The 26,160-nt window shown below is 70.3% G+C and carries 27 protein-coding genes; 16 read left to right on the forward strand and 11 right to left on the reverse strand.

All coding sequences use genetic code 11. The features are described from left to right. The first annotated feature begins 11 nt into the window (after window positions 1-11). Window positions 12-236: a hypothetical protein gene (locus ABZ915_RS29670; RefSeq protein ID WP_361809569.1), complete on the forward strand. Its 225-nt coding sequence runs from the start codon at window positions 12-14 to the stop codon at window positions 234-236. 186 nt (window positions 237-422) lie between these two features. On the opposite strand, the gene ABZ915_RS29675 is transcribed toward ABZ915_RS29670, so the two are convergent. Beyond that, window positions 423-788 (reverse strand): VOC family protein, encoded by a 366-nt coding sequence (locus tag ABZ915_RS29675; RefSeq protein WP_361809571.1) that lies wholly within the window; start codon window positions 786-788, stop codon window positions 423-425. 420 nt (window positions 789-1,208) lie between these two features. Between ABZ915_RS29675 and ABZ915_RS29680 the strand changes: the two genes are divergently transcribed. Further along, entirely contained in the window at window positions 1,209-2,012 is an 804-nt protein-coding gene (locus ABZ915_RS29680) for an SDR family oxidoreductase (RefSeq protein ID WP_361809573.1), read from the forward strand. Window positions 2,013-2,119: 107 nt separating this feature from the next. Here ABZ915_RS29680 and ABZ915_RS29685 read toward each other — a convergent pair whose 3' ends face one another. Both ABZ915_RS29685 and ABZ915_RS29690 read right to left on the reverse strand, forming a co-directional pair. Continuing rightward, the gene (locus ABZ915_RS29685) at window positions 2,120-2,524 is read right to left on the reverse strand and encodes a hypothetical protein (protein WP_361809575.1); all 405 of its coding nucleotides are present in this window, start codon (window positions 2,522-2,524) and stop codon (window positions 2,120-2,122) included. A gap of 140 nt (window positions 2,525-2,664) precedes the next feature. Next, the gene (locus ABZ915_RS29690; RefSeq protein ID WP_361809577.1) at window positions 2,665-3,054 is read right to left on the reverse strand and encodes a metalloregulator ArsR/SmtB family transcription factor; all 390 of its coding nucleotides are present in this window, start codon (window positions 3,052-3,054) and stop codon (window positions 2,665-2,667) included. Between the two features lie 94 nt (window positions 3,055-3,148). Between ABZ915_RS29690 and ABZ915_RS29695 the strand changes: the two genes are divergently transcribed. The 4 genes from ABZ915_RS29695 (at window position 3,149) to ABZ915_RS29710 (ending at window position 7,288) form a co-directional block, all read left to right on the forward strand. Further along, window positions 3,149-5,125 (forward strand): heavy metal translocating P-type ATPase, encoded by a 1,977-nt coding sequence (locus ABZ915_RS29695; RefSeq protein WP_361809579.1) that lies wholly within the window; start codon window positions 3,149-3,151, stop codon window positions 5,123-5,125. After that, window positions 5,122-5,529, forward strand: a complete 408-nt coding sequence (locus ABZ915_RS29700; RefSeq protein ID WP_361809581.1) for a (2Fe-2S) ferredoxin domain-containing protein — start codon at window positions 5,122-5,124, stop codon at window positions 5,527-5,529. The genes ABZ915_RS29695 and ABZ915_RS29700 overlap by 4 nt, the downstream gene beginning before the upstream one ends. Window positions 5,530-5,687: 158 nt before the next feature. Then, on the forward strand, window positions 5,688-6,296 hold the full coding sequence (locus tag ABZ915_RS29705; protein WP_361809583.1) for a TetR/AcrR family transcriptional regulator: 609 nt from the start codon (window positions 5,688-5,690) through the stop codon (window positions 6,294-6,296). Window positions 6,297-6,346: 50 nt separating this feature from the next. Further along, complete coding sequence (locus ABZ915_RS29710; RefSeq protein WP_361809585.1) at window positions 6,347-7,288, forward strand: DMT family transporter; 942 nt, start codon at window positions 6,347-6,349, stop codon at window positions 7,286-7,288. A 203-nt stretch (window positions 7,289-7,491) separates the two neighbouring features. On the opposite strand, the gene pntB is transcribed toward ABZ915_RS29710, so the two are convergent. Together pntB and ABZ915_RS29720 are read right to left on the reverse strand one after the other, a co-directional pair. After that, window positions 7,492-8,958, reverse strand: a complete 1,467-nt coding sequence (pntB, locus tag ABZ915_RS29715; RefSeq protein WP_361809587.1) for a Re/Si-specific NAD(P)(+) transhydrogenase subunit beta — start codon at window positions 8,956-8,958, stop codon at window positions 7,492-7,494. A 6-nt stretch (window positions 8,959-8,964) separates the two neighbouring features. Continuing rightward, window positions 8,965-10,527 carry a Re/Si-specific NAD(P)(+) transhydrogenase subunit alpha gene (locus ABZ915_RS29720; protein ID WP_361809589.1) on the reverse strand — a complete coding sequence of 521 codons (1,563 nt, stop codon included), beginning with the start codon at window positions 10,525-10,527 and terminating at the stop codon, window positions 8,965-8,967. Between the two features lie 281 nt (window positions 10,528-10,808). Between ABZ915_RS29720 and ABZ915_RS29725 the strand changes: the two genes are divergently transcribed. After that, window positions 10,809-11,909: a hypothetical protein gene (locus tag ABZ915_RS29725; protein WP_361809591.1), complete on the forward strand. Its 1,101-nt coding sequence runs from the start codon at window positions 10,809-10,811 to the stop codon at window positions 11,907-11,909. Between the two features lie 339 nt (window positions 11,910-12,248). Here ABZ915_RS29725 and ABZ915_RS29730 read toward each other — a convergent pair whose 3' ends face one another. Then, window positions 12,249-12,548, reverse strand: a complete 300-nt coding sequence (locus ABZ915_RS29730; protein WP_361809593.1) for an HPr family phosphocarrier protein — start codon at window positions 12,546-12,548, stop codon at window positions 12,249-12,251. Beyond that, entirely contained in the window at window positions 12,532-12,924 is a 393-nt protein-coding gene (dhaM, locus tag ABZ915_RS29735; protein WP_361809595.1) for a dihydroxyacetone kinase phosphoryl donor subunit DhaM, read from the reverse strand. Before dhaM ends, ABZ915_RS29730 begins: the two co-directional genes overlap by 17 nt. A gap of 61 nt (window positions 12,925-12,985) precedes the next feature. On the opposite strand from dhaM, the gene ABZ915_RS29740 reads away from it, so the two are divergent. The 5 genes from ABZ915_RS29740 (at window position 12,986) to ABZ915_RS29760 (ending at window position 18,351) form a co-directional block, all read left to right on the forward strand. Continuing rightward, window positions 12,986-13,765, forward strand: a complete 780-nt coding sequence (locus ABZ915_RS29740) for an IclR family transcriptional regulator (RefSeq protein ID WP_361809597.1) — start codon at window positions 12,986-12,988, stop codon at window positions 13,763-13,765. 337 nt (window positions 13,766-14,102) lie between these two features. Beyond that, on the forward strand, window positions 14,103-14,870 hold the full coding sequence (locus ABZ915_RS29745; RefSeq protein ID WP_361809599.1) for an aquaporin: 768 nt from the start codon (window positions 14,103-14,105) through the stop codon (window positions 14,868-14,870). After that, window positions 14,867-15,865, forward strand: coding sequence for a dihydroxyacetone kinase subunit DhaK (dhaK, locus tag ABZ915_RS29750; RefSeq protein ID WP_361809601.1), 999 nt, complete (start codon window positions 14,867-14,869; stop codon window positions 15,863-15,865). Before ABZ915_RS29745 ends, dhaK begins: the two co-directional genes overlap by 4 nt. A gap of 162 nt (window positions 15,866-16,027) precedes the next feature. Beyond that, window positions 16,028-16,669: a dihydroxyacetone kinase subunit DhaL gene (dhaL, locus tag ABZ915_RS29755; protein ID WP_361809603.1), complete on the forward strand. Its 642-nt coding sequence runs from the start codon at window positions 16,028-16,030 to the stop codon at window positions 16,667-16,669. Continuing rightward, window positions 16,666-18,351: a putative PEP-binding protein gene (locus tag ABZ915_RS29760; RefSeq protein ID WP_361809605.1), complete on the forward strand. Its 1,686-nt coding sequence runs from the start codon at window positions 16,666-16,668 to the stop codon at window positions 18,349-18,351. The genes dhaL and ABZ915_RS29760 overlap by 4 nt, the downstream gene beginning before the upstream one ends. 16 nt (window positions 18,352-18,367) lie before the next feature. Here ABZ915_RS29760 and ABZ915_RS29765 read toward each other — a convergent pair whose 3' ends face one another. Further along, window positions 18,368-18,907 carry a GNAT family N-acetyltransferase gene (locus ABZ915_RS29765; RefSeq protein ID WP_361809607.1) on the reverse strand — a complete coding sequence of 180 codons (540 nt, stop codon included), beginning with the start codon at window positions 18,905-18,907 and terminating at the stop codon, window positions 18,368-18,370. Window positions 18,908-19,554: 647 nt separating this feature from the next. On the opposite strand from ABZ915_RS29765, the gene ABZ915_RS29770 reads away from it, so the two are divergent. Next, window positions 19,555-19,902 (forward strand): VOC family protein, encoded by a 348-nt coding sequence (locus ABZ915_RS29770; RefSeq protein WP_361809609.1) that lies wholly within the window; start codon window positions 19,555-19,557, stop codon window positions 19,900-19,902. 79 nt (window positions 19,903-19,981) lie between these two features. On the opposite strand, the gene ABZ915_RS29775 is transcribed toward ABZ915_RS29770, so the two are convergent. The 3 genes from ABZ915_RS29775 to ABZ915_RS29785 form a co-directional block, all read right to left on the reverse strand. Then, window positions 19,982-20,500: a DUF3291 domain-containing protein gene (locus tag ABZ915_RS29775; RefSeq protein WP_361809611.1), complete on the reverse strand. Its 519-nt coding sequence runs from the start codon at window positions 20,498-20,500 to the stop codon at window positions 19,982-19,984. Between the two features lie 31 nt (window positions 20,501-20,531). Continuing rightward, the gene (locus ABZ915_RS29780) at window positions 20,532-21,218 is read right to left on the reverse strand and encodes a helix-turn-helix domain-containing protein (protein WP_361809613.1); all 687 of its coding nucleotides are present in this window, start codon (window positions 21,216-21,218) and stop codon (window positions 20,532-20,534) included. Between the two features lie 127 nt (window positions 21,219-21,345). Then, a complete protein-coding gene (locus ABZ915_RS29785; RefSeq protein WP_361809615.1) occupies window positions 21,346-21,732 on the reverse strand; it encodes a VOC family protein in 387 nt (128 codons plus the stop codon). 315 nt (window positions 21,733-22,047) lie between these two features. Here ABZ915_RS29785 and ABZ915_RS29790 point away from each other — a divergent pair, with 315 nt between their 5' ends. From ABZ915_RS29790 to ABZ915_RS29800, 3 genes are read left to right on the forward strand one after another with little or no spacing between them, the layout of a single operon-like run. Next, window positions 22,048-23,628, forward strand: coding sequence for an NAD(P)-binding domain-containing protein (locus ABZ915_RS29790; protein WP_361809617.1), 1,581 nt, complete (start codon window positions 22,048-22,050; stop codon window positions 23,626-23,628). A 7-nt stretch (window positions 23,629-23,635) separates the two neighbouring features. Further along, window positions 23,636-24,742: an alpha-hydroxy acid oxidase gene (locus tag ABZ915_RS29795; protein WP_361809619.1), complete on the forward strand. Its 1,107-nt coding sequence runs from the start codon at window positions 23,636-23,638 to the stop codon at window positions 24,740-24,742. Continuing rightward, window positions 24,739-26,151 carry a cytochrome P450 gene (locus ABZ915_RS29800; protein ID WP_361809621.1) on the forward strand — a complete coding sequence of 471 codons (1,413 nt, stop codon included), beginning with the start codon at window positions 24,739-24,741 and terminating at the stop codon, window positions 26,149-26,151. Before ABZ915_RS29795 ends, ABZ915_RS29800 begins: the two co-directional genes overlap by 4 nt. Window positions 26,152-26,160 lie beyond the last annotated feature (9 nt).

Consider the following 26,160-nt stretch of genomic DNA (forward strand, 5'->3'; position numbering starts at 1 on the left):
ACACTCACCAGATGAACAACCACACGTGCACCCATTGCGGCACCGTCGGTCTGGCAGAGGGATTCATCGAGGACGCCGGTGAGCATTCGCGCGGCTACGCGCGCTGGATCGAGGGCGCATTGGAGCGGGGGATCTTCGGGGGCGCCAAGCGGATGGGCCGCCCCCGGCGACAGATAGAGGCGTACCGCTGCCCCAAGTGCGGGCACCTCGAGCTGTTCGCCACCGGCGAGGTGTAGGCGCTCCCTGCCCTACCCCCTGGAAGCACCAGCACTTCGTACTCGACGACGATCCCCTACGGCGGCAGAGCCGGCGGTTCGACGACCTCGATGGACAAGTCCGGCTCGGCGACTGCCTGTTCAGGATGCTCGCCACCGCCGCGGACGGGAGAAAGCGCTCGATCCTGCCGGTGGCGGTCCCCATCGTCATGGCCAGGCGTTGGCCTGTGCTCGGAAAGCGTCGGGGTCGCTCTCCACAGGCAGTACGCACACCAGATGACCGCCAGGCACTCGAAGCACGCGGCACTCCTGCCACTGCGAAACCTGCTCAGCACCCAGAGCGATCAAGCGCGCGGTTTCCGCCTCGACATCGTCGGTCTCGATGTCCAGATGGATACGAGGTGCGTCGTCGACCGCTTGGACGGCGGTGACCAGCCCTGGCAGTGCCTGATGCAGCGTGGTGAACTGCGGTGCCGGCGGAAACGCTTGGGCAGTGACACCGAGAGCTGCTGACCAGAAGTCCGCTGCCTGGGCAGCCTCAGCCACGGGCGTGTCGATCAGAACGGCGTACACGCGGCTTCTATGCATCGAGCCTCTTCCTGATCAGCTGGGACGGCGTGCCCAGACCACTCTCCTCCGCGACCGGCCGGCTTTCGCCACGAGTCACATGTGCGGTCGTACCCCGAGATCACGGACTCGATCACGTGAACGATGAGCCGTCGGGGATGCATCTGCTCCCCATCACACGGGCCAGGGGGACGCCCTGGTTCACTCCCCCAGCCAGCAGTTCACGTTCTTCCACCAGAGCACCCTAGGCAGCTCGGCCGGACAACCGCAGCACGTTTTTTCACCAGCGCTGTCCGCCCCGGTCAGCTACGCAGCCGGCTGGGCGACGACCATGACGAGGACACCGGTGGCATCCGCGCCGCGGCGAACTCCGGTTATCGAAAAGGCGGTTGTGCCGTCGGTTCCGATGACGGACGATCTCGAACCGTGACAACGAACAGCGGCCGAGCGGACCCCGCTTCCCGTCAGGCCCACCCATCGGCCCGCCCGCTCGCCCTGATCACCGGGGTGGGGCGCACCGTCGGCATCGGCGCGGGTATCGCCCGCCGGTTGTCCGCCTCCGGCTGGGACATCGCCTTCACCTACTGGAGTCCCTACGACGAGCGCATGGCCTGGGGTCGCGAGCCCGGCGCGACCAGGACGATCACCGATGCCCTCACGGAACACGGTTCCGCCACCGCGGCCATCGAGGCGGACCTCGCCGATCCGGACACTCCGGCCCGTGTCTTCGACGAGGTCGAACGCAGTCTGGGCGACGTCACCGCCCTGGTGATGTGCCACTGCGAGTCGGTCGACTCCGGCCTCCTCGACACCACTGTCGAGAGCTTCGACCGGCACTTCGCGGTCAACGCCCGCGCCACCTGGCTGCTGATCCGCGAATACGGTCGGCGCTTCGCCGCCGCCCCGGGCAGCGGCCGGATCATCGCGCTCACCAGCGACCACACCGTCGGCAACCTTCCCTACGGCGCGAGCAAGGGCGCGCTGGACCGCATCACCCTGGCCGCCGCGCACGAACTCGCTCACCTCGGCATCACCGCCAACGTCATCAACCCGGGGCCGGTGGACACCGGTTGGATGACGGAGGAAGGGCGCGCATTCGTGCTGCGCCAGACGCCGCTCAACCGCCTCGGCACCCCGCGGGACACTGCCCACCTCGTGGACTTCCTCTGCTCACCGCAGGGTCAGTGGATCAACGGACAACTCCTCATGAGCAACGGCGGATTCGCCTAGGCCGTTTCCTTCGGATCGTCCGATCGGCGGTTGATGCGCGTCGTTGACCGACGCGCAGTGGGCGCCGATCCGGTCCTGGAAGCACGCGGCCGGAACCCGTCGGTGCGTCAGGAAGTGAGCGTGAAACTCGCCCGGTAGACATATCCCGGCATGACCGGGGTCCACACGATGCCGTGCCCCATGGTGAGGGTGCCTGTTTCTCCGTCGGGATGGTCCCGCCCGTTCATGACGTAGCTGATGGAGTACGACACCGAAGCCGGAGTCGAACCCGACCACTCGTAGCAGGTGAGGGTCACCGGGTTCTCATCGAAGTCCTTGACGCCCGTGGGGGTGTCCGAACTGAGGTAGATGTGGCGGATGTACTGCGGATACGCGGACCAGTCCTGGCAGACGACCTCGGTTATCCGGGTATCGGCCGAGGCGGTGGGGGCCGGTGCCGTCATCGGGACGCCGAGGGCTGCGGCAATAGCCAGCAGAACAGCAGGTCTACGCATGGTCAGCTCCGTGGACACGTCGATGGGCTCCTCATTGTGACAACGACCGCCGCCTTCCACAGGACGGATTCGAGCCCCCTGCGCTGATGACCCGTCAGCCTCACACCCAGCGACACTGGTTGACCCGGCACCCCGTACGGAGGAGCGGCTGGGCCAGCTCAGTCTGCGGCGACGGGCTCGGGCCGGGCGGCCGGAGCGTCGTGGACTCCCAGGCGCAGGTGCTCGACGTGGTAGAGGGCCTGGTCGAGGAGCTCGGCGACGTGGTCGTCGTAGAGGGCGTAGATGATCGAGCGTCCGTGGCGTTCGCCGGTGACCAGGCCGAGGTTGCGCAGCAGTCGCAGCTGGTGGGAGCAAGCGGAGGCTTCCATGCCGACGGCTTCGGCGAGGTCGCCGACCGAGCAGGGGCCCTCCTGGAGGCGGGCCAGGATGTGCAGCCGGGAGGGCGTGGCGAGTGCCTGGAGGGTGGCTGCGACGTCCGCGGTGCCGACCGCGTCGAGGCGCTCGCGGGTGGTGGCGCTGCTGGTTGTGGTGACACGTCCATGGCCCATGACCCCATCATACCGGTGACACTTGAAGACCTGTTCAGATATTCCTGTACGGTGGAGGTGCTGCTCCGTTCCGCCCGAGAAGGGTTGCTTTGTCATGTCTTCCGTCCTGGATCAGCGGTCCGCGCCGCCCGCCGTCGACCCGCGGTCGGCCGTGCCCCGGCGCCGTAGGCGTGTGCTGACGCTGCCGGAGGCACGGTGGGCGCTCGCGGCCCTGCTGCTGTTCCTGCTCGCCCTGCCCGTCCAGCTGCTCGACGGGCCGGCGTGGCTGTGGGGGACGCTGTTCGCCGCGACCTACATCGCAGGCGGTTGGGAGCCGGGCCTGGAGGGCCTGAAGGCCCTGCGGGACAAGACGCTGGACGTGGACCTGCTGATGGTCGTCGCGGCCCTCGGGGCCGCCGCGATCGGACAGGTCCTCGACGGCGCCCTGCTGATCGTCATCTTCGCCACCTCCGGCGCCCTTGAAGCGATCGCCACCGCCCGCACCGCGGACTCCGTGCGCGGCCTGCTCGACCTCGCCCCCACGACCGCCACCCGGCTGCTGCCGGACGGCACCGAGGAGAGCGTCGACACCGAGCGACTGGCGGTGGGGGACACCATCCTGGTCCGCCCCGGTGAGCGGATCGGCGCCGACGGCCGGGTCCTCGACGGGGCCGGCGACGTCGACCAGGCCACCATCACCGGCGAACCGCTGCCAGTGGCCAAGCAGGCGGGCGACGAGGTGTTCGCCGGCACCGTCAACGGCACCGGCGCCCTGCGCGTAAGGGTCGAACGGGATCCGTCGGACTCGGTGGTCGCCCGCATCGTGAAGATGGTCGAGGAAGCCTCCGAGACCAAGGCCCCCACCCAGCTGTTCATCGAGCAGATCGAGCAGCGCTACTCGATCGGCATGGTCCTCGCGACCCTCGCCGTGTTCGCCGTCCCGCTCGCCTTCGGCGACACGCTGAAGGCGGCGTTGCTGCGGGCGATGACGTTCATGATCGTCGCCTCGCCGTGCGCGGTGGTGCTCTCCACCATGCCGCCGCTGCTGTCCGCGATCGCCGGCGCCGGCCGCCGCGGCGTGCTCGCCAAGTCCGCTGTCGTCATGGAACGCCTCGGCCAGATCGACACCGTCGCCCTGGACAAGACCGGCACCCTCACCGAAGGCACTCCCCGCGTGACCGACCTGCGGCCGCTGCCCGGCAGCGATGTGGACGAGGGTGCACTCCTTGGGCTGGCGGCGTCCGCCGAGCACCCCAGCGAGCACCCGCTCGCTCGCGCCGTGGTCGCCGCCGCCCGTGAGAGGAGCCTGCTCCTGGCCGAGGCCGGCGACTTCACCTCCACCCCGGGGCAGGGCGTCACCGCCACCATCGACGGCCACACCGTCCAGGTCGGCTCCCCCGCACGTCTGCTGGACAGCACCGCCCACGAGCCGCACCGGAAGGTGGTGGCCGAGCTGGAGGACACCGGCCGCACCGCCGTGGTGGTCCTGCGTGACGGGGTGCCGGTGGGGGTGCTGGGGATCGCGGACCGGCCGCGTCCGGATGCGGCGGCCACCGTCGCCGCGCTCACCCGCCTGACCGGCCGCACCCCGGCACTGCTGACCGGAGACAACGAACGCACCGCACGGCACCTGGCCGCCGAGGTCGGCATCACCGAGGTCCGCGCCGGACTGCTGCCACAGGACAAGGTGGCCGCGGTGAAGCAGTGGGAGGCCGCGGGGAAGCGGGTGCTGGTCGTCGGCGACGGCGTCAACGACGCCCCCGCGCTGGCCGCCGCCCACTCCGGCATCGCGATGGGAAAGGCAGGCTCCGACCTCGCCCTGGAGACCGCCGACGCCGTCGTCGTGCGCGACGAACTGGCCACCATCCCGTCCATCGTGCAGCTCTCGCGCACCGCACGCCGACTCGTCATCCAGAACCTGGCCATCGCCGGGGCGTTCATCGCCCTCCTGGTCGCCTGGGACCTGCTCGGCACGCTCCCCCTGCCTCTGGGCGTCGCCGGGCACGAGGGCTCCACCGTCATTGTCGGCCTCAACGGCCTGCGCCTGCTGCGCGAGGCCGGCTGGCCCCAACCCGCCAAGGACACCGTGTGAGCAAACGCGCCCGCCGCGCCGCCCCCGCTCCGGGAGCGGCACGCCCCACCGTCACTGTCTGCCGCGGCTGCTGCTGCGGCACCCCCAAGGTGCCCGGCCTCGACCACGCCGCCCAGCTCCGCGGCCTTCGCCAGGAACTGGACGGCGCAGCGACCGTACGGGCCACCGACTGCCTCGACGCGTGCGAGCGCGCCAACGTCATCGTCGTCCAGCCCTCTGCCGAAGGCCGGAGGAACGGCGGACGCCCCGTCTGGCTCGGCATGGTCAACGACCTCGAGGCCACGGCCGACATCACCGCCTGGGTCAAGGCCGGCGGACCGGGCCTCGCCGACCCGCCCGGCATCCTCGATCTCTACGCCTTCCACCCGTCCCGCCGCGTGCAAGCCGGACTCCACGACGAGTAGAACCTCGGCTGCTTGATCACGCGCAGCGCGGTCACGGCGTCCTCGCCGTGGTGGTGAGGCGTCCGAATGTTCACTCCGGCCGCCTCCGCGACGTACCCGCGCCGGACCCTCTCTCCGTTGTTAGGTAGACTGACCTACCTAGTACGAGAGGGAACGTGATGAGCGACACCGGCACCGCGGCAACGCAACCCGGCAAGCGGCGGGGGGCCGCGCGTGAGCGGTTGCTCGCCGCCGCGGCGCGCCGCTTCTACGCTGACGGCGTGGCGTCGACGGGGATCGACACGATCACCGCAGAGGCGGGCGTGGCGAAGATGAGCCTGTACAACAACTTCTCCTCCAAGGCCGATCTGGTGATGGCCTACCTCGACGCACGGCACGAGGAGTGGCTGGGCCTGTACCGGCGGCGGCTGGAGGGGGTCAAGGACGGGCGCGGTGGCGTGCTGGCCGTCTTCGACGCGTACGCCGATCACGCGGCCTTCGCCTACGAGCACGGTTTCCGGGGCTGCGGTCTGCTGAACGCGGCTGCCGAGCTGCCCACCGGGGACGCGGGACGGGCCGTGGTGCGCCGGCACAAGGAGGAGGTCGAGTCCCTGCTCGCCGGACACGTCGAGGAACTGCTGCCCGGTCGGCCCGAACAGGCGCGGGCGGTGGCGGAGCATCTGGCGTTCCTGCTGGAGGGCGCGATGGCACGCGCCGGCCTGGAGGGTGCGGGTACGCGTCTGGAGCACGCCCGGGCCATGGCGGCGGACCTCCTGGGCCGGCTGTGACGCGGCCCGCCGGACACGCGGCCGGCTCGGCGGGCGTTGGAGCGGTGTGCGTGCTCGTGGCGTCGGTGCTGTGGGGCACCACGGGCACCGCCGCGACCTTCGCCCCCGCCGTGGGGCCCCTCGCGATCGGGGCCGTCGCCATGGGCCTGGGCGGACTGCTCCAGGCCCTCATAGCCGCCCCCCGTATCGCCCGGGAGGCGCCTGGGCTGCGCGCGCAGCGCGGTGTGGTGCTGCTCGGCGCACTGTCGGTGGGGGCCTACCCCCTGGCGTTCTACACCTCCATGCACCTGGCCGGGGTCGCCGCCGGGACGGTGGTGTCGATCGGCTCGGCCCCGCTCGCCTCGGCCGTGATCGAGCGCGTCGTGGACGAACGCCGGCTCACGCGCCGCTGGATGATCGGCGCCGCCCTGGGACTGTCCGGCACGGTACTGCTGTGCACGGCCGAAGCCGCAGGGACCCACTCCGGCACCGGGGCCAGGTCCGCAGCGGCGACCGTGCTCGGTGTGGGACTGGGCCTGGTGGCCGGTTGCACCTACGCCCTGTACTCCTGGGCGGCCCACCGGCTGATCAGCCGCGGCGTCACATCCGGCGCGGCGATGGGGACCGTCTTCGGGCTGGGCGGACTGCTGCTCCTGCCCGTGCTGCTGCTCACCGGCGCCCCGCTCCTCGCCTCCTCGACCAACGCGGCCGTCGGCGCCTACATGGCCCTGGTGCCCATGTTCGTCGGCTACGTCCTGTTCGGCTGGGGTCTGGCACACGTCCCGGCGAGCACCGCGACCACGCTCTCCCTGCTGGAGCCCGCCGTCGCCGCCGTACTGGCCGTACTGGTCGTCGGTGAACGCCTCCCGGCGCTCGGATGGGGCGGCATCGCCCTGGTAGTCGGCTGCCTCGCCGTCCTCACCATGCCGACCCGTGCCACTACGGAGTCCCTGGCGACCACCCCCACAGGGCCGCACACCACCGCCCTGGTACGGCCCGGCGGGGCCCCGTGACCCAGGTGCCCAGGCCCGATGACGGTCAGGGCGATGAAGAAGCCCCGCCGACCGCATGCGAGTCGGCGGTGTGACGCGGCATGGGCGGCTCAGCCGGTTGCGTCCCGCTTCAGGGGACAGCGCAACCGGCCGAGCCCCGCAGCCGAACTACCGAGTCGGCCCGGGAAGCCGGTGGTGGGGCCGCGAACGAACTCGGGCCCAGGTCACCGGCCGGCCGCCGTCGCCTGGGGTGTGGCCCGGGTCGCCTCGTGACCGCCGTGGATGCCGAGCGCGCGCAGGATCTCCTCGACGCTCTGCTTGGCATCGCCGAACAGCATGCCGCTGTTCTCACGGAAGAAGAGCGGGTTCTGGACACCCGCGTAACCGGAGGCCATGGAGCGCTTGAAGACGATGACCTGGTCCGCCTCCCAGACCCGCAGCACCGGCATGCCGGCGATCGGACTGGCCGGGTCATCGGTCGCGGCCGGGTTGACGGTGTCGTTCGCGCCGATGACCAGCACGACCGAGGTGTCGGCGAAGGCGTCGTTGATCTCGTCCATCTCCAGGACGATGTCGTATGGGACCTTCGCCTCGGCCAGGAGGACGTTCATGTGTCCGGGCAGGCGCCCGGCGACGGGGTGGACGCCGAAGCGGACCTCGACGCCCCGCTCGCGCAACCGCCGCGTCAGCTCCGCCACGGGGTGCTGGGCCTGGGCGACGGCCATGCCGTAACCGGGAGTGATGATCACCGAGCGGGCCCGAGCGAGCATCTCGGCCGCCTCCGCGGCCCGCACTTCTCGATGCCGGCCCTGTTCCTCGTCGCGGCCGGACGGCGCCTCGATGCCGAACCCGCCGGCGATGACGGAGAGGAAGGATCGATTCATCGCCTTGCACATGATGTAGGACAGGTAGGCGCCGGAAGAGCCCACCAACGCGCCTGTGACGATGAGCAGGTTGTTGTCGAGCAGGAAGCCTGCCGCCGCGGCCGCCCAGCCCGAGTAGCTGTTCAGCATGGAGACGACGACGGGCATGTCGCCGCCGCCGATCGCGGCGACCAGGTGCCAGCCGAGCGCCAGCGCCAGCACGGTCACCGTGATCATCAGTGCCAGGTTCGGGCTGATCGTGAACCAAGCGGTCAGTACCACGAAGGCACCGAGCGCGCCGAGGTTCAGCGCGTTCTTGCCCGGCAGCATGAGCGGACGGGACTTGATGCGGGCCGAGAGCTTCAGGAACGCGACGATCGAGCCGGTGCAGGTGACCGCGCCGATGAAGACTCCGATGAACACCTCGGCGTGGTGGATGCCCAGCAGGTCGGAGCCGATCCGGGTCTGCGCCGTGCCGTGCGCTTCCACCTCCAGGTAGCTGTTCCAGCCCACCAGCACCGCGGCGAGGCCGACGAAGCTGTGCAGCACCGCGATCAGTTCGGGCATCTGCGTCATCTCGACACGGCGGGCCCGCCACAGTCCGATCACCGCGCCGAGCGCCATCGCCAGCAGGGTCAGGGCCACGGCATCCGCGGTGATGCTCTGCGCAGCCACCACGATCGTGGCGACCAGTGCGAGGACCATGCCGGCGATGCCGTAGACGACGCCGACGCGGGAGGTGCGGTGCTGGGACAGGCCGGCCAGGCTGAGGATGAACAACAGGGCGGCAACCAGGTCGGCAGCGTGTGAGGCCGTCAGTGAGGTCATCTCGGCTCAGCCTTTCGAGAACATGGACAGCATGCGGCGGGTGACGGCGAAACCTCCGAAGATGTTCACGCTCGTCAGCAGGACCGCCACGAAGGACAGCGCGGTGACGATCCGGCTCTCGTGCCCGATCTGCAGCAGGGCACCGATCACGACGATCCCGGAGATCGCGTTGGTCACCGACATCAAAGGCGTGTGCAGTGCGTGGTGCACCTTGCCGATGACGTAGTAGCCGATCACGACCGCCAGTGCGAACACGGTGAAGTTGCCGGCGAGTTGGGCGGGTGCGAAGGCCACCAGAAGAAACATCGCGAGCATGCCGAGCCCGATCAGTCCGTAGCGCCGCACGGGCGTCGGCCGCGGTTGCCTCGGGTCGGGTTCGGGCGCGGCGGGCACGGTCTCCGGCGGCGCGGCGGGCTCGGCCGAGACCGCCACGGGCGGTGGCGGCCAGGTGACGTCGCCGCTCCGCACGACGGTCACGGCCCGTTGCACGGGATCGTCGAAGTCGATCGTCAGATGCCCGTCCTTGCCGGGCGTGAGCAGCTTCAGAAGGTTCGCCAGGTTGGTGCCGAAGAGCTGCGAGGCCTGGGCGGGCAGCCGGGCGGCGAGGTCGGTGTAGCCGATGATGGTGACCCCGTTGTCCGTGACCACCGCGCGCCCCGGCACGGTTCCCTCGACGTTTCCGCCCTGGGCCGCGGCCATGTCGACGATGACGCTGCCCGGCTTCATGACGGCCACGTCCTCGGCGGACAGCAGACGCGGCGCCGGCCGGCCCGGGATCAGCGCGGTGGTGATCACGATGTCCACGTCCTCGGCCTGCCGGCGGTAGAGCTCGGCGGCGGCACGGTCGTAGTCGGCGGAGGTCGCCTTGGCGTAGCCGTCGGTACCCGTCTCCTGGACGACGTCCACCGGGAGGTACTCGCCGCCCAGCGACTTCACCTGGTCCGCGACCTCGGGCCGCGGGTCGGTGGCCCGCACGATCGCGCCGAGGCTGGAGGCGGCGCCGATCGCCGCCAGCCCGGCCACACCCACGCCGGCGACCAGCACTTTCGCCGGTGGCACCTTGCCCGCCGCGGTGACCTGGCCGGTGAAGAACCGGCCGAAGACGTGCGCGGCCTCGACGACCGCCCGGTACCCGGCGATGTTCGCCATCGACGACAGCACGTCCATCGACTGAGCCCGCGAGATACGCGGCATCGCGTCCAGTGCCAGCGCGGTCACCCCGGCGGCAGCCAGTGTCCGAAGCAGCTCGGGCTCTTGTGCCGGGGCCAGCAGGGCGACCACGGTCGTGCCTTCCCGCAGCCCGGTGATCTCCGTGTCGGAGGGAGAGTTCACCTTCAGGACGACATCCGCGTTCCAGGCCTGGCCGATCTCGGCGCCGGAATCGAGGTAGGCCTGGTCACTGAAGCCGGAGGCCGCGCCGGCCCCGGACTCCACCACCACCTCGTAACCGAGGTGCAGCAGTTGACGCACCGTCGTCGGCGTCGCCGCGACACGGGTCTCTCCGGATACGGACTCGACCACGACGCCGAGGCGCTGGGGTGGGTGTTGCGCAGATTCTTGTGCAGACATGTCTCGTGTTCTCTCCTGGGAGGAGGGTGACGGGTATCCGCGTTCACAGGGCGTCCACAGAAATCGTTCCCATGGACGCGAGCCGCAGGAAACCTACCCGTCAGAGTCGCCGAGCCGACAGAAACGGCCCTGGTGTATTTCACTTGGCGCCGCACCGCCATGACGGCCTTCCCGGCGAACGCCGCCACGAGCAAGTCGGCAGACGAGGCGCCCTGCTCGAAATTGATTGGCCGACCGCCGCCGAACTGCGATGATGCCTCTGTTTCCCAGGCGGAGGACATTTGTTCGTTTTCGTGTGCGCGGGGTGCGGTGCCGAGCTCACCACCTCGCTGTCCCAGGTCGCCCTACCGGCCCACACCCATCAGAAGTACGGAAACGGGATTCAGCTGCCCGTGCTGATGGAACCGGGCACGTTCGCCGTGAACCCCGAGCCCTGGGGGCCGCCGTGGCGAAGATGGGAGGAGATCCATCCGGACGAGGCAGCCGACCGCGGTGTCCACGCGCCGGTCCACGCCCTGTCCGACGGGGCGGCCGGGGCGATCGTCATCGCACCCGGAGACACCCGCGGCACCCTGCTGATCCCGGAAAGACGTAGCGGCGCCTGCTGCGGTCTCGACGGGGCCGACGGCCCCAACATGGCATGCGAGGCGTGCGGCCTGCCCGTGGCAAGCCGCATCGACGACTGCTCGCTCTGGCAGGCGGTGTGGCTCGCACCGGACGCCGTGCGCCGCCTCCCCGTGGACGGCGGCGAGAGTACGCCGCCGCTGTCCTGGGAGGAGTTGACGGTGAAGGGGAAGGGCACGCCCCCGTTCGCACCGATCGCCACGTGGGGGTCGCGGTTTGGGTCGGACCACTTCTGGTCGTGGAGCCCGCAGTGGGAACCGGCGGCCGGCCGGGCCCTCGCCCACCTGCTGGCGGCCTCGGAGGGCCGACCCGTGACCGTCCCGAACGGCCTGGTCGAGGAAGTGTTCCAACGCTCCCTCAACGCCTTGCTGCCCGCAGATCCGCCGGCGCGACGCGCCGTCCTGGCCGGACCGGGACTGCCCGCCCCCGACACGGACGCCGACATACTCCTCGTGCCGACCCACCCACAGGCCGGGCACGCCTGGACCCCGGCCGGCCGGGCATACCCCGTGCCGCTGCCGTTCGGAGTGTGGCTGTGGCTGGCCTTCCCCGAGTCGCACCTGCCCGTCCCCGCGTCGGGCGCCATGCCAGACGGCGTCGTCCGCGACGACCCGCCCGCGCCACGCCCCCACCGCCTGTTCCGGGCCGACGCGGAGGCATTCCGGTACACCCTGGCCCGACTGCCGGCCGTCCGCGACCCGTGGCTGCGCGAGATCTTCGAGAACCTCACGCAGCACGTACGCTCGGGCCTCTTCTAGCCCGCTTCACGTGCTCGCCCGGCAAGGTCGCCTCGTCGAGGCGGAAGCGGCGGCCGGCTCCGTGCCGCTAGGACCCGCCCGGCGGATCATGCCGCAGACGCGGGGTTTGGCACGTCCGTCTGCCGCGTTGTCGTCGGTTGCCGACTCCCCCACGCTCGGCTTCTCCCCCACTCTCGGCTTCGCTCGAGCGGGGGGACCCCCATGCGCGGGGGGCCCCATCGCGTCGACGCCCTCCTCCGCCTTGCAGCTGGACGCGCCAAACCCCGCTCACCAGCACCGATAAGGCACCGTCCGTTTCCTGCGGCATGATTCGCCGGACAGACCCTAATGGTGGTCGGGTCACTCGGCGGTGGCGAGGATCCGGGCCAGCTCCGTGACGGCCTGTTCGGCGTCGTGGCCTTCGGCGCGGACGGTCACGGTGCTGCCGACAGTGGCGCCCAGGCCCATCACGGCGAGGACGCCGGTCGGATTGACCGTCCGGTCGGCGTACTCCAGTTGTATGGCACTGGTGAACCCAGCTGCGGCCCGGGCGAGTTGGCCTGCGGGCCTGGCGTGGAGGTTGGCGGGCAGGACGACGGCCGTCTCGTGCTTGGGCGCGGTCGTGGCGCTCGTGGTGGTGGGGTCAGAGCTTGTGGACATGGCGGGCCTCCTTGGCGGCGTCGGCGACGGTCTTCAGGTCGGCGCCGGATGCGGCGGTGACGACGGCTGCGACGGCTCCTTCGACGAAAGGCGCGTCGACGATCAGCACGTCGGGGCGCGGATGGTCTTCCAGGACGGTGCGTGCGGTCAGCACGGAGCTCCCGAGGTCGGGCAGGACGACGACACCCTCACCACGGTCGACTCCGCGGATGGCGGCGAGGACGAGGTCGTAGCTGGTGCCGATCCGGCCGTCGTCGGTGCCTCCGGCGGTGGCGAGGGGGACGGTGTCGGAGCCGATCTGCTCCACCAGCAGGCGAAGGCCCGCGGCGAGCTCGGCGCTGTGGGACACGAGTACGATGCCGACAGATGCGCTCATGAACAGGTACCGTAAATGTCGGAACGCTGTTCAGCAATAGTGAACCAGGGGGAAATCTTCAATGGTGCAGGCGGTACAGCGGGCGGTGCAGATCCTGCGAGAGCTCGCGTCCACCGGGCCCCGGCTCGGCGTGACCGAGCTGGCCGACCGCCTGGGCGTGGCCAAGCCGACCGTGCATGCGCTGCTGCGCACACTGGAGGCCGAGGGCCTGGTGGTGCAGGACCGGGATAGTTCGAAGTACCAGCTCGGCCCCGACCTGCTACAGCTGGGCAACGCCTACCTGGACACCCAGGAGCTGCGGACCCGCTCGCTGACCTGGGCGGATCAGCTCGCGAACCGGACGAACGAGGCGGTCTGGGTTGCCGTGCTCACCGATGACCACGTCCTGGTGGTGCACCATGCCTTCCGGCCCGAGGGCGCCGTGCAGATCCTCGAGGTGGGGGCCAGCATCCCGTGGAGCACGTGCGCTCTGGGCAAGGCCATCGTGGCCTTCGTTCCGGCCGGTGAGCGTGAGCGGCTGCTCGCGGGTGAGCCGGCGGTGCTCACTGGTGCCAGCATCACCGACCCGGAGGAGCTGGCGCGTCAGTTGAAGGAGGTCCTCAGAACGGGGTATGCGTTCGAGGACCAGGAGTCCGCCATCGGGGACGCGGGTATCGCCTCACCCGTCTTCGACCGCTCCGGTGAGGTGGTCGGGGCCATCGGGATCGTCGGTCCCGTCGAGCGCCTGCTGGTCGAATCGGCACGTCAGGAGCTTGCGGTTGCCGTCCGGGAGACCGCCCGCAACCTCTCCCGCGACCTGGGCGCCCCCCGCGGAGCGTCCGCGCGCACCACGATGATCTGACCTGTCCCCGCGGTCCGGCGGCGACCGCCGCCTTCCCCCTTCTCTCCGCACCCCTGGTCCAGGCCCCACGGCACGCCGCCGTGGGGCCTTCTTCGTACCCCTGCACCGCAAGGACTGCCGAACCTCTTGACAGGCCTGAAACGTGGGCTTAATTTCCGGAACAACGTTCATCCATAACGAACAAGCTGTAGCCGGATTCTTGAGTCTGCCCGGCTTCCCCCTGAGCGGCCGCCAGGTCGCCCCGACCCTGACGACCTGGCGGCCACCTTCCTTCACAGCCCGCTCCACGCGGAGGAGGTGAGACGCCCGAGCCGCCGCTTGGCGCTGGGCGCCTTCCATGGAAGAAAACACCTACCCACAGAAGCTTCTGGCCGAGATGCTGGGCACGGCGATGCTGGTGTTCATCGGCGTCGGTTCGGTCCCTGCAACGCTGATCGTCAATGGCAAGGCCCCGTTCACCTTCGCCGATCTGGGCATGATCTCGTTCGCGTTCGCCACCGTGGTCATCGCGATGATCTACGCGATCGGCCATATCTCCGGCTGCCAGATCAACCCGGCCATCACCCTCGCGCTCGCCGCGACGAGGAAGATGCCCTGGCGGGACGTCCCCGGCTACCTGGCCGCCCAGGTCGCCGGCGCGGTCCTGGGAGCCCTGGCGATCATCGGGGTGCTCGGCCACCAGGCCGTCACCGTCGGTCTGGGCATCGCCTCCTACGGCCCTCAGGTCAGTGCCGGCCAAGCCTTCTTCGCCGAAGCCGTCGGCACCGCCATCCTCGCCTTCGTCGTCTTCGGCGCCATCGACCGCCGCTCGGCCGGCGGCTTCGCCGGACTCGCCATCGGCCTGGCCGTGTTCGCCGTCATCATGGTGGTCGGACCCGCCACCAGTTCCGCGATCAACCCGGCCCGCGTCGTCGGCCCCATGCTGGTCGGCCAGTTGTTCAACGGCACGGTCCACTGGAACCAGCTGCCGGTCTACCTGACCGGCGACGTCGTGGGTGCGGTCGCCGCCGGTTTCCTGTACGTCGCTTTGAACGCCCGCCGTGGCATCACCACCGTCACCGAGACCGCCGAGCCGGTCGCGGCCGCTGAAGGAGCCCTGTCATGAAGAAGTTCATCAACGCCCCTGAAACGGTGCTGGCCGAGGCGCTGTCCGGGATCGCCGCCGCCCACCCCGGCCTGAGGGTCGACACGGAGAACAAGGTGATCGCCCGCGCCTCGGGCACCGAGCCAGGCAAGGTCGCCCTCGTCTCCGGCGGCGGCTCCGGGCACGAGCCCTTGCACGGCGGCTTCGTGGGACGAGGGATGCTCGACGCCGCCTGCCCCGGCGAGGTGTTCACCTCGCCCGTGCCCGGACAGATGCTGGCCGCGGCCCAGGCCGTGGACGGCGGCGCGGGCGTGCTGTTCGTGGTGAAGAACTACACCGGCGACGTCCTCAACTTCCAGATGGCGGCTGAGCTGGCCGCCGAGGAGGGCCTCACGGTGGCGACCGTCCTGGTCGACGACGACGTCGCCGTCCAGGACTCCACCTGGACCGCGGGGCGCCGGGGCACCGGAGCCACCGTCTTCGTCGAGAAGATCGCCGGAGCTCTCGCCGAGCAGGGCGGCAGCCTCACGGAGGTCGCCGACATGGGCAAGCGGGTGAACGCCGCTTCCCGGTCCTTCGCGGTGGCGCTGACCGCCTGCACCACCCCCGCCTCCGGCAAGCCCGGTTTCGATCTGCCCGAGGACCAGATGGAGGTCGGCGTCGGCATCCACGGTGAGCCCGGACGCCGCCGCGAGAAGCTCCGCCCGGCCAGGGAGATCGTGGCCACCGCCCTGGACGCCATCCTCGCCGACCAGCCCCTCGACGCCGGTGACGAGACCCTCGTCATGGTCAACGGTCTGGGCGGCACCCCGCTCATCGAGTTGTACGTGGTTTTCAACGAGGTCGCCACCGCGCTCGCGGACAGGGGCGTGGTCATCGCCCGCAACCTCGTCGGCAACTACGTGACCAGCCTGGACATGGCCGGTGTTTCCGTCACCGTGTGCAAGGCCGATGCCGACATGCTGTCCCTGTGGGACGCACCCGTGAACACCCCGGCCCTGCGCTGGGGCATCTGAACCGAGCCGGGGGCGAGGGAGCGCAACACGCGAGGGCCGGGCCGGAGCCTTCCCGCGGCCGACCCGCCCGGACCGCACCCCTCGCCTCTCCCCCGCCCCCGGCTCACCCGACGCCCGACGCCCGACGCCCGACGCCCGACGCCCGACCAGCCCCGTACCGACATGAACGGAGATCCCGTGGACACCGACCTCGCCCGCGCGTGGGTGCAGGCCATCGCAGCCGCCGTGGACAAGCACAAGGACCACCTCACCCAGCTCGACTCGGCCATCGGCGACGCCGACCACGGCACCAACATGCACCGCGGCTTCTCCGCCGCCACCACGGCCTTGGCCGACTACGAGCCGGACACCGTCGGGGCCGTGCTGGTCAAGACCGGCACCACCCTCATCTCCACCGTCGGCGGCGCCTCGGGACCGCTCTACGGCGGCGCCTTCCGGGCCATCGGCAAGGCCCTGGACATCCCCTCCGCCGACCCACAGCAGTTCGCCGCCGCACTGGCCGCCGGCCTCGAGAGCGTCCAGAAGCTGGGTGCAGCCGCACCCGGCGACAAGACCATGATCGACGCGTACGCCCCCGCCCTGGCCGCGTTCCGGCAACAGGCCGATGCCGGAGCGGACTTGGCCGTCGCGGCCGTGGCAGCCGCCGACGCCGCCGAAGAGGGCATGCGGGCCACCACGCCGATGCAGGCCCGCAAGGGCCGCGCCTCCTACCTCGGCACCCGCAGCATCGGCCATCAGGACCCGGGCGCCACCTCCACCGCCCTCGTCTTCCGTGCCCTCGCCGAGACGCTGGGGGCCCGATGACCGACCGTCGCGCCTATACCGGGCAGGTCGCCGCGCCGGGTACAGCCCTCGGCGTCGTGCACCGCACCGACCGGCCACCCACGAGAACGGCGCTGCCTCACCGTGCCGACGGCGACCCCACGCGGCAGATCGCCGAGGCCTTCGACGCCGTCGCCACCCGTCTGCTCGACCTGTCCGCCTCGCTGCGTGAACAGGGCGAGGACGAGCAGGCCGACATCATGGAGGTCAACAGCTACATCGCCCAGGACCAGGATCTGCGCGAGCAGGCCATCAAGAGGGCGAACGACGGCCGGCCGGTACCCGTCGCCGTCCGGCAGGCCATCGACGCCTACGCCGGAACCATCGCCGCCCTGGACGATCCCACCCTTGCCGAACGCGCCGCGGACGTCCGGCAGGTCGGCCGCCGCGTCCTGGCCCACCTCCACGGCGAGCCGGGACCCGCCCCCGACCAGCCCCTTGTTCTGGTGGCCCACGAGATCGGCGCGGCCGACCTGCTGGAGCCCGGCCAGACCGTGACGGCTGCCGTCTCCGTGACCGGTGGCCCGAATTCCCACGCCGCGATCGTCGCCCGCTCGCTGGGCATACCCTTCCTCCTCGCCGTCGACCCCCAGCTGCTCGGACTGCCGGACGGGCAGGAGATCCTGCTCGACGCGGATCTCGGCAGCGCGGTCGCCCACCCCGACGACGAGGAGCGCACCAGGGCCCTGCGAGCAATGGAGACCGCCCGAGCCCGCAGGCTCGCCCTCGCCGCGGAGCGTCACCTGCCCGCCGAGACGCTCGACGGGCACCGCATCGTGCTGCGGGCCAACGTGGCCACCCCGGCCGAGGCCCGCGCGGCCCTGACCACCGGCGCCGAAGGTGTCGGCCTGCTCCGCACCGAACTGCCCTTCCTCAACCATCCCGCCTGGCCGACCCGCGAACAGCACGCGGCCACCCTCGTCCCCGTCCTGCACGCTCTCACCGGACAGGTCGTCACGGCTCGTACCCTCGACTTCGCCGACGACAAACTGCCGCCGTTCCTAGCCCGCCTCCAGGGCGCGCGGATCGGTCGCGGACTCCCCCTCATGCTCGCCCAGCCGGACGCCTTCGCCGACCAGTTCCGCAGCCTGCTCAGCGCGGGAGCCGACACCGAGCTGCGCATCATGATCCCCATGGTGGCGAGCGTCGACGAACTCCGCGCCTGCCGACGCCTCCTCCAGGCCGCAGCAACCGAAGCCGGCGTCCCGATGCCACCCCTGGGCATCATGGTGGAACTCCCGGAAGCGGTCGCGGCGGCGGACGACCTCGCGCGCGAAGCTTCTTTCTTCTCCATCGGCAGCAACGACCTCACCTGCCAGATCCTGGGCCTGGACCGGCGCGACCCCACCGCCACCCCGGCCATGGCGGCACACCCTGCCGTACTCGACGCCATCGCCCGCGTCGTCACCGCCGCCCACCGTCACGATCGCCAGGTCTCCGTCTGCGGCGACGCCGCCGCGCACCCCCTCGTGACGCCGCTCCTCATCGGCCTCGGCTGCGACAGCCTCTCGGTCGGCCCCGCCGCCCTCGACGAAGTCCGCGCCCACATCCGCCGACTCCGCCACGACACCTGCGCCTCCCTGACCGCCGTCGCCCTCACCCGCGAAACCCCCGAGGAGGTATGGCAACTCGTCGAGCAGTGCTGCCGGCCGTCGCTGCCCTGACGCCGTCTGCCATAGGTCACACGTCAGTGCGGAGGTCCTGAGGTTGCACGGAGTACATCGTCTGAGGGGCGTCCCACTCCACGAAAGAGTTGATCCGGCGCATGCCGATGGATTCGAGGAGCCGCCGTGAGCGGGTGTTGGCCTCCTGGGTCACCGCGATGACGGAGGAATCGTCCGAGGGGACCTGGTCGAAGGCCCAGCTGACTGCGGCCGTCACGGCCTCGCGGGCGTACCCCTGTCCCCAGTGTTCTGGCAGGAACGAGTAGGACACCTCCCGACGGCCGTCGAACCGGGACCTCGGATCGATCGACACGGAACCGACCGCGATTGTCTCCTTCCGCGTGACCACGGTGAACAGGTTGGGCCGGCCCGCGAAGTGCAGCTGATAGGTGGCCAGTTGTTCCTCGGCGACCGGGCCGCCGAGGAACCGCCGGACATCGGCATCGGTCCACAGCCGGGTGAACTCAGACACGTCAGCGGATGCGGCCGGACGCAGGATCAGCCTGGGAGTCCCCAGGACGCACGGCCAAGGCTTCGCAGCGGGCAGCGAGGACATGAGAGTGATCTTCGCATGCTGAGCTTCTGCCGTTGCTCGCCGGTATCGCGATGCAGTCGGCGTGCTGACGTATCGGCTCTTGTCCGCCGCACTCGGCCCTTCGAAGGACACCGGAAGTCTCCGAGTAAAGTTCAGGCGGCAGTTGAAGCCACAGGGAGATGGGGTCGCCGAGCCGTTGAGTCCGATCAGCGGGAGCGTTGCGCTGCCCCCACCTGAGCCGGAGGCCGAGCTGTCCGCAGCAGCGCTCGCCGACCAACTCTGCGGAGACGAGCCGCCGATGGCCACGCAGGTGCATCGCCCGCTGGATTTGGTGCGCTTCCTCATGGGCGTGCTCGGACTCGAAGTCGTCCTCGGCATCGTCCGGTTCGCGCGCTCCACCACTTCCGGTGTCGAACGGGACGTCTCGCACGGTTCTCCGCAGTGCTGCTGTACCGCCTGCTCACCTTCCGGCTTCCGGTGCTTGTGGGCTGGGCCGCGTTCACCCACCTATCGCGGCGGAAGTTCCTCTAGTGCCGTGGCCGCTCGACGTCAGCGGCCGGGAGCCCTGCCTCGGGCCAGTTCCCATGCAGGTCGCGTGCGACGACGGGCGGGTTGTAGTACCCCTGGACAGTCCTGGATCCGTATCTGTTTCTCATCCGGAGTCGTCGATGGCCGTTCGCCGTGTCATGCCCATCATCCAGTCAGAAGCCGCGAAGGAGAGCCGGGAGTTCTATGGCCTGTTGGGCTTCGAGGAAGTCATGAATCTCGGCTGGATCATGACGCTTGCCTCGCCGTCCAGTCCGGCGGCGCAGGTCAGCGTCATGACCGGCGACAAAACCGCCCCGGTCACCCCCGATATGAGCGTCGAAGTCGACGACGTGGATGCGGTTTACGCGGCCCTGCGGAACAGCGGCGCGGAGATCGTTCACCCACTGCAGGACGAGGAGTGGGGCGTACGGCGGTTCTTCGTCCGCGACCCCAACGGCCGCGTGGTCAACGTTCTGAGCCACCGCTGACGCTTCCCGCGGCACCCGGGCGGCGCTGGTCACAGCCACGCGCCTCGCCGCCGCCCTGCCGGGCAGAGCGCCCCATCCCCTACACCGCCGCCGCGTCCCCGGCTGGCGCCGGCGCCGCAGCCTGAAGGTGCTGGGCGGCCTCCGCGGCGGTGTAGGTGGAGGCGAAGGTGAACGCGCGCGGGGACGGACCCTGCGCCTGTAGGTCCGCCAGCCGCTCCAGGGCCTCATCGGCAGTCGGGAGATGACCGGCGGGCACCCACCAGAGCACCAGGTGTGCTTCGACGTGCCGCTCGAACCATTCGCGGCGCCGCCGTATCACCTCCAGGTGCCCGCTGCGGTAGGTGAAGTCCCACAGGGCCTCCTGGCTCTCCCACACCGACAGGTTGATGATGACGTCCTCGCCCGCCGGGCGCAGGCCGGTGGCGTCGGCCGCTCCCTCCTCCACGAGCCGCCACACGAAGCCGGGCGCGCCGTCGGCGGCGGCGTTGACCGGGTCGAGCAGCTCGACGAACGATGCCGTGCGCGGGTCGTCGAGGGGCTCGAGGAGCCTGGCGACGTTGAGCTGGGCAAGGTGGGCGCCATGCGCGAATGAGGTCATGGCCCCATCCCAGCACGACCGTTTTTCTATGTCAATCAATATTGTTTTTAGAAGCCTCGATCACCACGCAGCACTCCCCCGGTCGGGCGTCCATGCGGGCGCGGACGGGACCGTCCGTGCCGAGCAACCCCTCCAGCAGCGCGAGGTTCATGCCGCAGACGAGCGGCGGGAAGCGTTCGGCGACGGCGTGGAAGGGGCAGTTACGCATACGGACGACAGGCGCCGCGTCCTCGGCATCTTCGGCGGCTTCGGCGCCTTCCAGGTGCGGTTCATAGCCGCGGGCGGCCAGCTTCTTCATGGCCTCTTCGAGGCCGCCGCAGGGCGCCGCCGAGCCGCGCAGGGCCTCACCCCGGCGGCGCGCGGCCGCGCAGAGTCCGGCGTCCAGCCCGGCCTGCTCGGCGGCCTCGGCGAGCAGCTCGGCGGCAGTGCGGTAGTCGCGGGCGGGCAGCGACACCGCCCGCTCGGCCCGCGCCCGCGTGTACACCTTGGCGGGACGACCCGCCCCCGGCCCCGAGCGGCCCGTCAGGCGGCGGCTGCCGCTCTCCAGCAGCCCGGCCTCGGCCAGCCTGTCCAGATGGTGCGCCGCGAGCGTGCGCGCCACCCCGGTCGCCTCGGCGGCCTCGTTGCGGCCGACCTCCCGGCCTTGGGCCGCCACGTACTCGTACAGGCGACGCCGCACCGGATCCTGCAACGTCGCGATCGCGTCGATGTCCTCCACCCGGCCATTCTAGGAACAACACAGGTTGGAGATAGAAGGGCGGGCCGCGGCCCCGGCCGGTGCGTCCCGAGCCACGGCACCCGGCAGGGGTTCCGCCAGTCCCCGACTTCATCCGCCGCCGGAGCCGTCAGTCCCCGCCGCTGCCGTACGGCCTGGTCAGAATCTCGAGGTTGTGTCCGTTGGGGTCGTCGAAGTACACCCCGCGGCCGCCGTCGTTGTGGTTGATCTCGCCGGGGCGGTGGTGATAGGGGTCTGCCCAGTAGGTCACGCCCGTCTCACGGACACGGGCGAAGATCGCGTCGAAGTCGTCCTCGGAGACGAGGAACGCATAGTGCTGCGGGGTGATCGAACCGGCAGTGTCCACGTAGTCGAGCGTGACGTTGTTGGATATCTGCACCGGGACGAACGGACCATACTGCGGTGCCACCTCCAAGCCCAGCAGATCGGCGAGGAACCGTGCGGACCCGGTCTTGTCGTGCGCGGCGACGATCGTGTGGTTGAGTTCAACCGCCATCGGTCGGCCTCCTTCCCCTTGGCTGCCAGAACCACTTTTCACGCTAACAACCGCCCGGAGCGGAGCCATCCGACTCTGGTCCTGTCTTGCGCTCCGACCTTCGACCGAGACCGTGTCATCGACTCATCGACCTTGGCCTCCCGGCCGAAGAGGCGAGTGGACCACCACTGCTCCTGTCCAGATATCGCCATTGTGTGGGATCTGTGCGTGTGACTAGTGTGCTTGTTTTGGTTTCAAGTAGAGGGGGTGGGTGTTCACCTCCCCACTCGCCTCCTGCTCACTGCCCTCACCCCCCACCCATGGAAGAGAGGCACTGTGCACAGCGAACCGTTCGACTATCTCGTCATAGGCGCCGGCCCGGCCGGACTCCAGCTCGGGCATCTGCTCCAGACGGCCGGTCACACCTACCGCATCCTGGAAGGCGGCGACGCCCCGGGCACCTTCTTCCGCACCTTCCCACGTCACCGCACGCTCATCTCGAGCAACAAGGTGTACAACGGCACGTCCGATCCGGAGCTCAACCTGCGGATGGACTGGAACTCCCTGCTGTCCCCGGACCCCGAACTGCTGTTCAGCCGCTACAGCAAGCGCTACTTCCCGCCCGCCGACGACTTCGTGCGTTATCTCGCCGACTTCGCCGGCACGCTCAAGCTCGACATCGCCTACGACACCCGGGCGGTGCGGGTCAGCCGCGGCGCCGATGACACCTTCACCGTCACCGACCAGCACGGCCGTGAGCACCACGCCCGGCGCCTGGTCGTGGCGACGGGACTGACCCGGCCCAACACCCCGCACATTCCAGGCATCGAGACGGCCGAGGACTACTCCGTCGTCTCCGTCGACCCCGACGAGTTCACGAACCAGCGCGTACTGATCCTCGGCAAGGGCAACTCCGCACTGGAGACGGCCGACAACCTCATCGAGACGGCCGCCGTGATCCACGTGGCCGGGCCGCACTCCATCCGCCTGGCCTGGAACACGCACTACGTCGGCCATCTGCGCGCCGTCAACAACAACTTCCTGGACACCTACCAACTCAAGTCGCAGAACGCCCTGTTGGACGGAGATGCGCTGGCCATCGAGCAGGACGACGAGGGATACCTGGTCCGCTTCAGCTTCTCCCGCGCCGACGAGGTGGTGAAGGAGCTGCGCTACGACCGCGTCATCGTGTGCACCGGATTCCGCTTCGACGCCTCGATGTTCGACCCCGAGGTCGAACCCGAGCTGGTCATCGACGACCGGTTCGCCGCGCTCACCCCGGCGTACGAGTCCGTCAACGTGCCGGGCCTCTACTTCGCCGGCACACTGATGCAGCAGCGCGACTTCAAGAAGTCCACAGGCGGCTTCATCCATGGCTTCCGCTACGCCGTGCGCGCGCTGAGCCACATCCTCGACGAACGACACCACGACCAGCCATGGCCCCACCGGGCCGTCGCCCCGGAGGCATCCGCCCTCGCGGAGTCGGTGGTGGAGCGGGTCAACCGCAGTTCCGCGCTGTGGCAGCAGTTCGCGGTCATCGGGGACCTGCTGGTCACCCCGCCCGGTGAACCGGCCCGATACCACGAAGAGGTACCGGTCGCCTATGCCCACGAATCGGTGCTCGCCCAGCAAGGCGACTACTTCACCATCACTCTCGAATACGGTCCCGACCACGACAAGGTCGACCCGTTCGACATCACCGTGCGGCGGGTCGCGCAGAACTCGGTCGGTGACGCCTTCGACGCCTCCTACCTCCACCCCGTGATCCGTCACTTCCGCGACGGCGAACTCCTCGGCATCCACCACATGGCCGAGAACCTCGAGAACGAGTGGGACCACCCCGAGGTCCACCGGGCCCCGCTCGCCGCCTTCTTCGCCCGCGAGCTGAACACGCGGCCCGTCGCCACGGGGCGGTGAGACGGCTGTGCTGTTCTGCGCGAACGACTTCGAAGCCGCCGCCCGCGACCGCCTCGATCCCGTTTACGCCGACTTCATCGCCGGTGGCGCCCGGGACGAGATCACCGTACGGGCCAACGAGGAGGCCTTCCGCCGACTGCGCCTGACCCCCCGCGTGCTGCGCGGCCGGCCCGTGGAAGACCTGGATGTCACGCTGTTCGGCGGCCGGGCCCGGATGCCGCTGCTCCTGTCCCCGACCGCCTTCCACAAGCTCGTCGACCCGGGCGGAGAGGTGGCCACCGCACGTGCCGCCGCTGCCGCCGGGGCCATCATGATCGTGAGCATGGCGTCGACGGTCGCCGTGGGGGAGGTGGCGGAAGCGGCCCGCGTGGCCGCAGAGGGCGGCGTACCTGTGCCGCTGTGGTTCCAGCTCTACCTCCAGCCCGACCGGGACATCACCGAGGCCCTGGTACGTCGGGCCACCGACGCGGGATGCTCGGCCCTGGTGGTCACGGTCGACTCACCGGTGCTGGGCGCCAACGAGCGCAACCGTCGCAACGCCTTCCACGACCTGCCACCCGGGCTGCGCTGCGAGAATCTGGTCGACCTGCGCGACGGCGAGACCGGCCGTGTGCGCCAGATCGCCATGTCGGCCGAGTTCTCCTGGGAGCACATCACCTGGCTGAAGTCGATCACGAGGCTCCCGGTGCTGCTCAAGGGCGTGCTGCACCCCGAGGACGCCCGCCTCGCCGTACGGCACGGTGTCGACGGGCTGCTCGTGTCCAACCACGGCGGACGCCAACTCGACTCCGTCCCGGCCACGTTGGAAGTGCTGCCGGAGATCGTCGCCGCCGTCGCCGGCCGCATCCCTGTCCTCCTGGACGGCGGCATCCGGCGCGGCACCGACGCCGTCAAGGCACTCGCCCTCGGCGCCCGCGCGGTGGGCGTCGGCCGTCCGGTGATGTGGGCCCTGGCGCAGGGCGGCGAGAAGGGCGTACGGCGCCTGCTGGAACTGCTGCGCGAGGAGCTCGAGGACGCCATGGCGCTGTGCGGGGCAGCGGCCCTGGACGAGCTCACGCCCGACTTGGTTCGCCCCGCGTGGTCGGGGCCGCTGTTCGGCGGAGGAGGCTCATGAGCCCCGCCGGCTGGGCGGGGTTGGTGGCCGCCCTCGCCGGTGCCGCGAGCATGCCGAGGTGGCTGCCCGGCGCGGTCGTCTCCCTGCGGGTACGTATCTTCGCGTGGGTCAACGGCGAGGAGGGCATCACCGCGCCCGGCAACGAGATCCCCGCGGAGGAGTTCAAGACCGTCTACGGGCACCCTTCCGCGAACGGCCGCAGCCGTGGAGCCGCCCTGTCCGACCTGTTCTGGTACTGGCTGTCCCCGGGGCCGGACGTCCACCAGGAGCACCTCGAACCGGGCCCCCGCTACGACGACGTCGCCCGCACGACCCGGCAGATCCTCGCCGGACTGTCCCGCGCGCAGTGGACGGAGCTCGTCGCCCGCTGCACCCGGCATGTCCTGGACGAGTTGGGGGAGGACGACGGCCACGCGCGCGTGCGACGTGTCAGGCTGCGCGACCTGATGATGCCCGTGTGGGCCGAGGTCTACTACGAGGTCGTCTTCCGTGAACCGTGCCCACGTCACGTCCGGGATCTGATCACGGGCAACGCCGACGATGTCGTCAGCGCCCTGAAGTGCACCCGACTGCGGCACATGGACCGACGCCTGCGCCTGACCTCCTACCTCGACGACCGGCTGGCCCACGACCCGCCGCCCGTACCGCTGCCCGCGACGCTCACTGCCCAGGAGCAGGCGTACTACCTTCAAGGCACCTTCTTCAACACGGCCGTGGTGCAGATGTCCGAGGCGATGGCCCATCTGCTGCTCGCCCTCGCCACCCACCAGGACACCCAGGACCGGTTGCGTGCGGGGGACACCGGCCCTGACTACCTCGACCACGTCATCGACGAGACGCTCCGTCACTTCCCGCTGTTCGGCGTGGCCCACCGCATCACCACCGGTGACATCCCCAGGGACGGCAGGCCGTCCATCCCGGCGGGCTCCGTGCTGCTGTTCAACTATCCCGAGTACCAGCGGTCGGGCACGGACGGCGACAACGATGATTTCGACCCCGACCGGTGGCTGTCGAGGGACACCCGGCCCACGGCGTACATCCCGTTCGGAGTGACCGCCAACCGGCCGTGCCCGGCCCGCGGCTTCGCCGTGCTGACCATGCGGGTCGCGGCCGAGGAGGTGCTGCGGCGGTTCAGGCCGACGTCCTCCGCCGAGCACACCCGATCGCTGCCCAGCCGCGGGCCCTGCCTGCTGGTGCCGGAGTCCGCGGTAACGCCCAGCGGGCCCGGTCTGCGGTTGCGCCTTGCGATGCTGCGGCTCGCCGACCGGTGGGCCGCGATCCCGCGCAGCGTCAGCCAACTGGTGCTGGGCAGCTACATGGTCTGGGACGCCAACCGCCAGGGTTTGTGCCGGAACCACTTCGCGACGCGGCCCGGGGGCTCCACCCCCTCCGTCGTCGGCGGCCGTTGAGGAGGACCG

It is taken from the genome of Streptomyces sp. NPDC046915 (assembly GCF_040644935.1).
Classification (GTDB): domain Bacteria; phylum Actinomycetota; class Actinomycetes; order Streptomycetales; family Streptomycetaceae; genus Streptomyces.

What these genes read in the sequence shown, in the direction of transcription:
- ABZ915_RS29670 (WP_361809569.1), top strand. Translation starts at nt 12, where the DNA reads ATGAACAACCACACGTGCACCCATTGCGGCACCGTCGGTCTGGCAGAG.
- ABZ915_RS29695 (WP_361809579.1), top strand. Translation starts at nt 3,149, where the DNA reads ATGTCTTCCGTCCTGGATCAGCGGTCCGCGCCGCCCGCCGTCGACCCG.
- ABZ915_RS29760 (WP_361809605.1), top strand. Translation starts at nt 16,666, where the DNA reads ATGACCGACCGTCGCGCCTATACCGGGCAGGTCGCCGCGCCGGGTACA.
- ABZ915_RS29705 (WP_361809583.1), top strand. Translation starts at nt 5,688, where the DNA reads ATGAGCGACACCGGCACCGCGGCAACGCAACCCGGCAAGCGGCGGGGG.
- ABZ915_RS29730 (WP_361809593.1), bottom strand. Translation starts at nt 12,548, where the DNA reads ATGTCCACAAGCTCTGACCCCACCACCACGAGCGCCACGACCGCGCCC.
- ABZ915_RS29740 (WP_361809597.1), top strand. Translation starts at nt 12,986, where the DNA reads ATGGTGCAGGCGGTACAGCGGGCGGTGCAGATCCTGCGAGAGCTCGCG.
- ABZ915_RS29745 (WP_361809599.1), top strand. Translation starts at nt 14,103, where the DNA reads ATGGAAGAAAACACCTACCCACAGAAGCTTCTGGCCGAGATGCTGGGC.
- ABZ915_RS29720 (WP_361809589.1), bottom strand. Translation starts at nt 10,527, where the DNA reads ATGTCTGCACAAGAATCTGCGCAACACCCACCCCAGCGCCTCGGCGTC.
- ABZ915_RS29690 (WP_361809577.1), bottom strand. Translation starts at nt 3,054, where the DNA reads ATGGGCCATGGACGTGTCACCACAACCAGCAGCGCCACCACCCGCGAG.
- ABZ915_RS29765 (WP_361809607.1), bottom strand. Translation starts at nt 18,907, where the DNA reads ATGTCCTCGCTGCCCGCTGCGAAGCCTTGGCCGTGCGTCCTGGGGACT.
- dhaL (WP_361809603.1), top strand. Translation starts at nt 16,028, where the DNA reads ATGAACGGAGATCCCGTGGACACCGACCTCGCCCGCGCGTGGGTGCAG.
- pntB (WP_361809587.1), bottom strand. Translation starts at nt 8,958, where the DNA reads ATGACCTCACTGACGGCCTCACACGCTGCCGACCTGGTTGCCGCCCTG.
- dhaM (WP_361809595.1), bottom strand. Translation starts at nt 12,924, where the DNA reads ATGAGCGCATCTGTCGGCATCGTACTCGTGTCCCACAGCGCCGAGCTC.
- ABZ915_RS29775 (WP_361809611.1), bottom strand. Translation starts at nt 20,500, where the DNA reads ATGACCTCATTCGCGCATGGCGCCCACCTTGCCCAGCTCAACGTCGCC.
- dhaK (WP_361809601.1), top strand. Translation starts at nt 14,867, where the DNA reads ATGAAGAAGTTCATCAACGCCCCTGAAACGGTGCTGGCCGAGGCGCTG.
- ABZ915_RS29800 (WP_361809621.1), top strand. Translation starts at nt 24,739, where the DNA reads ATGAGCCCCGCCGGCTGGGCGGGGTTGGTGGCCGCCCTCGCCGGTGCC.
- ABZ915_RS29785 (WP_361809615.1), bottom strand. Translation starts at nt 21,732, where the DNA reads ATGGCGGTTGAACTCAACCACACGATCGTCGCCGCGCACGACAAGACC.
- ABZ915_RS29770 (WP_361809609.1), top strand. Translation starts at nt 19,555, where the DNA reads ATGGCCGTTCGCCGTGTCATGCCCATCATCCAGTCAGAAGCCGCGAAG.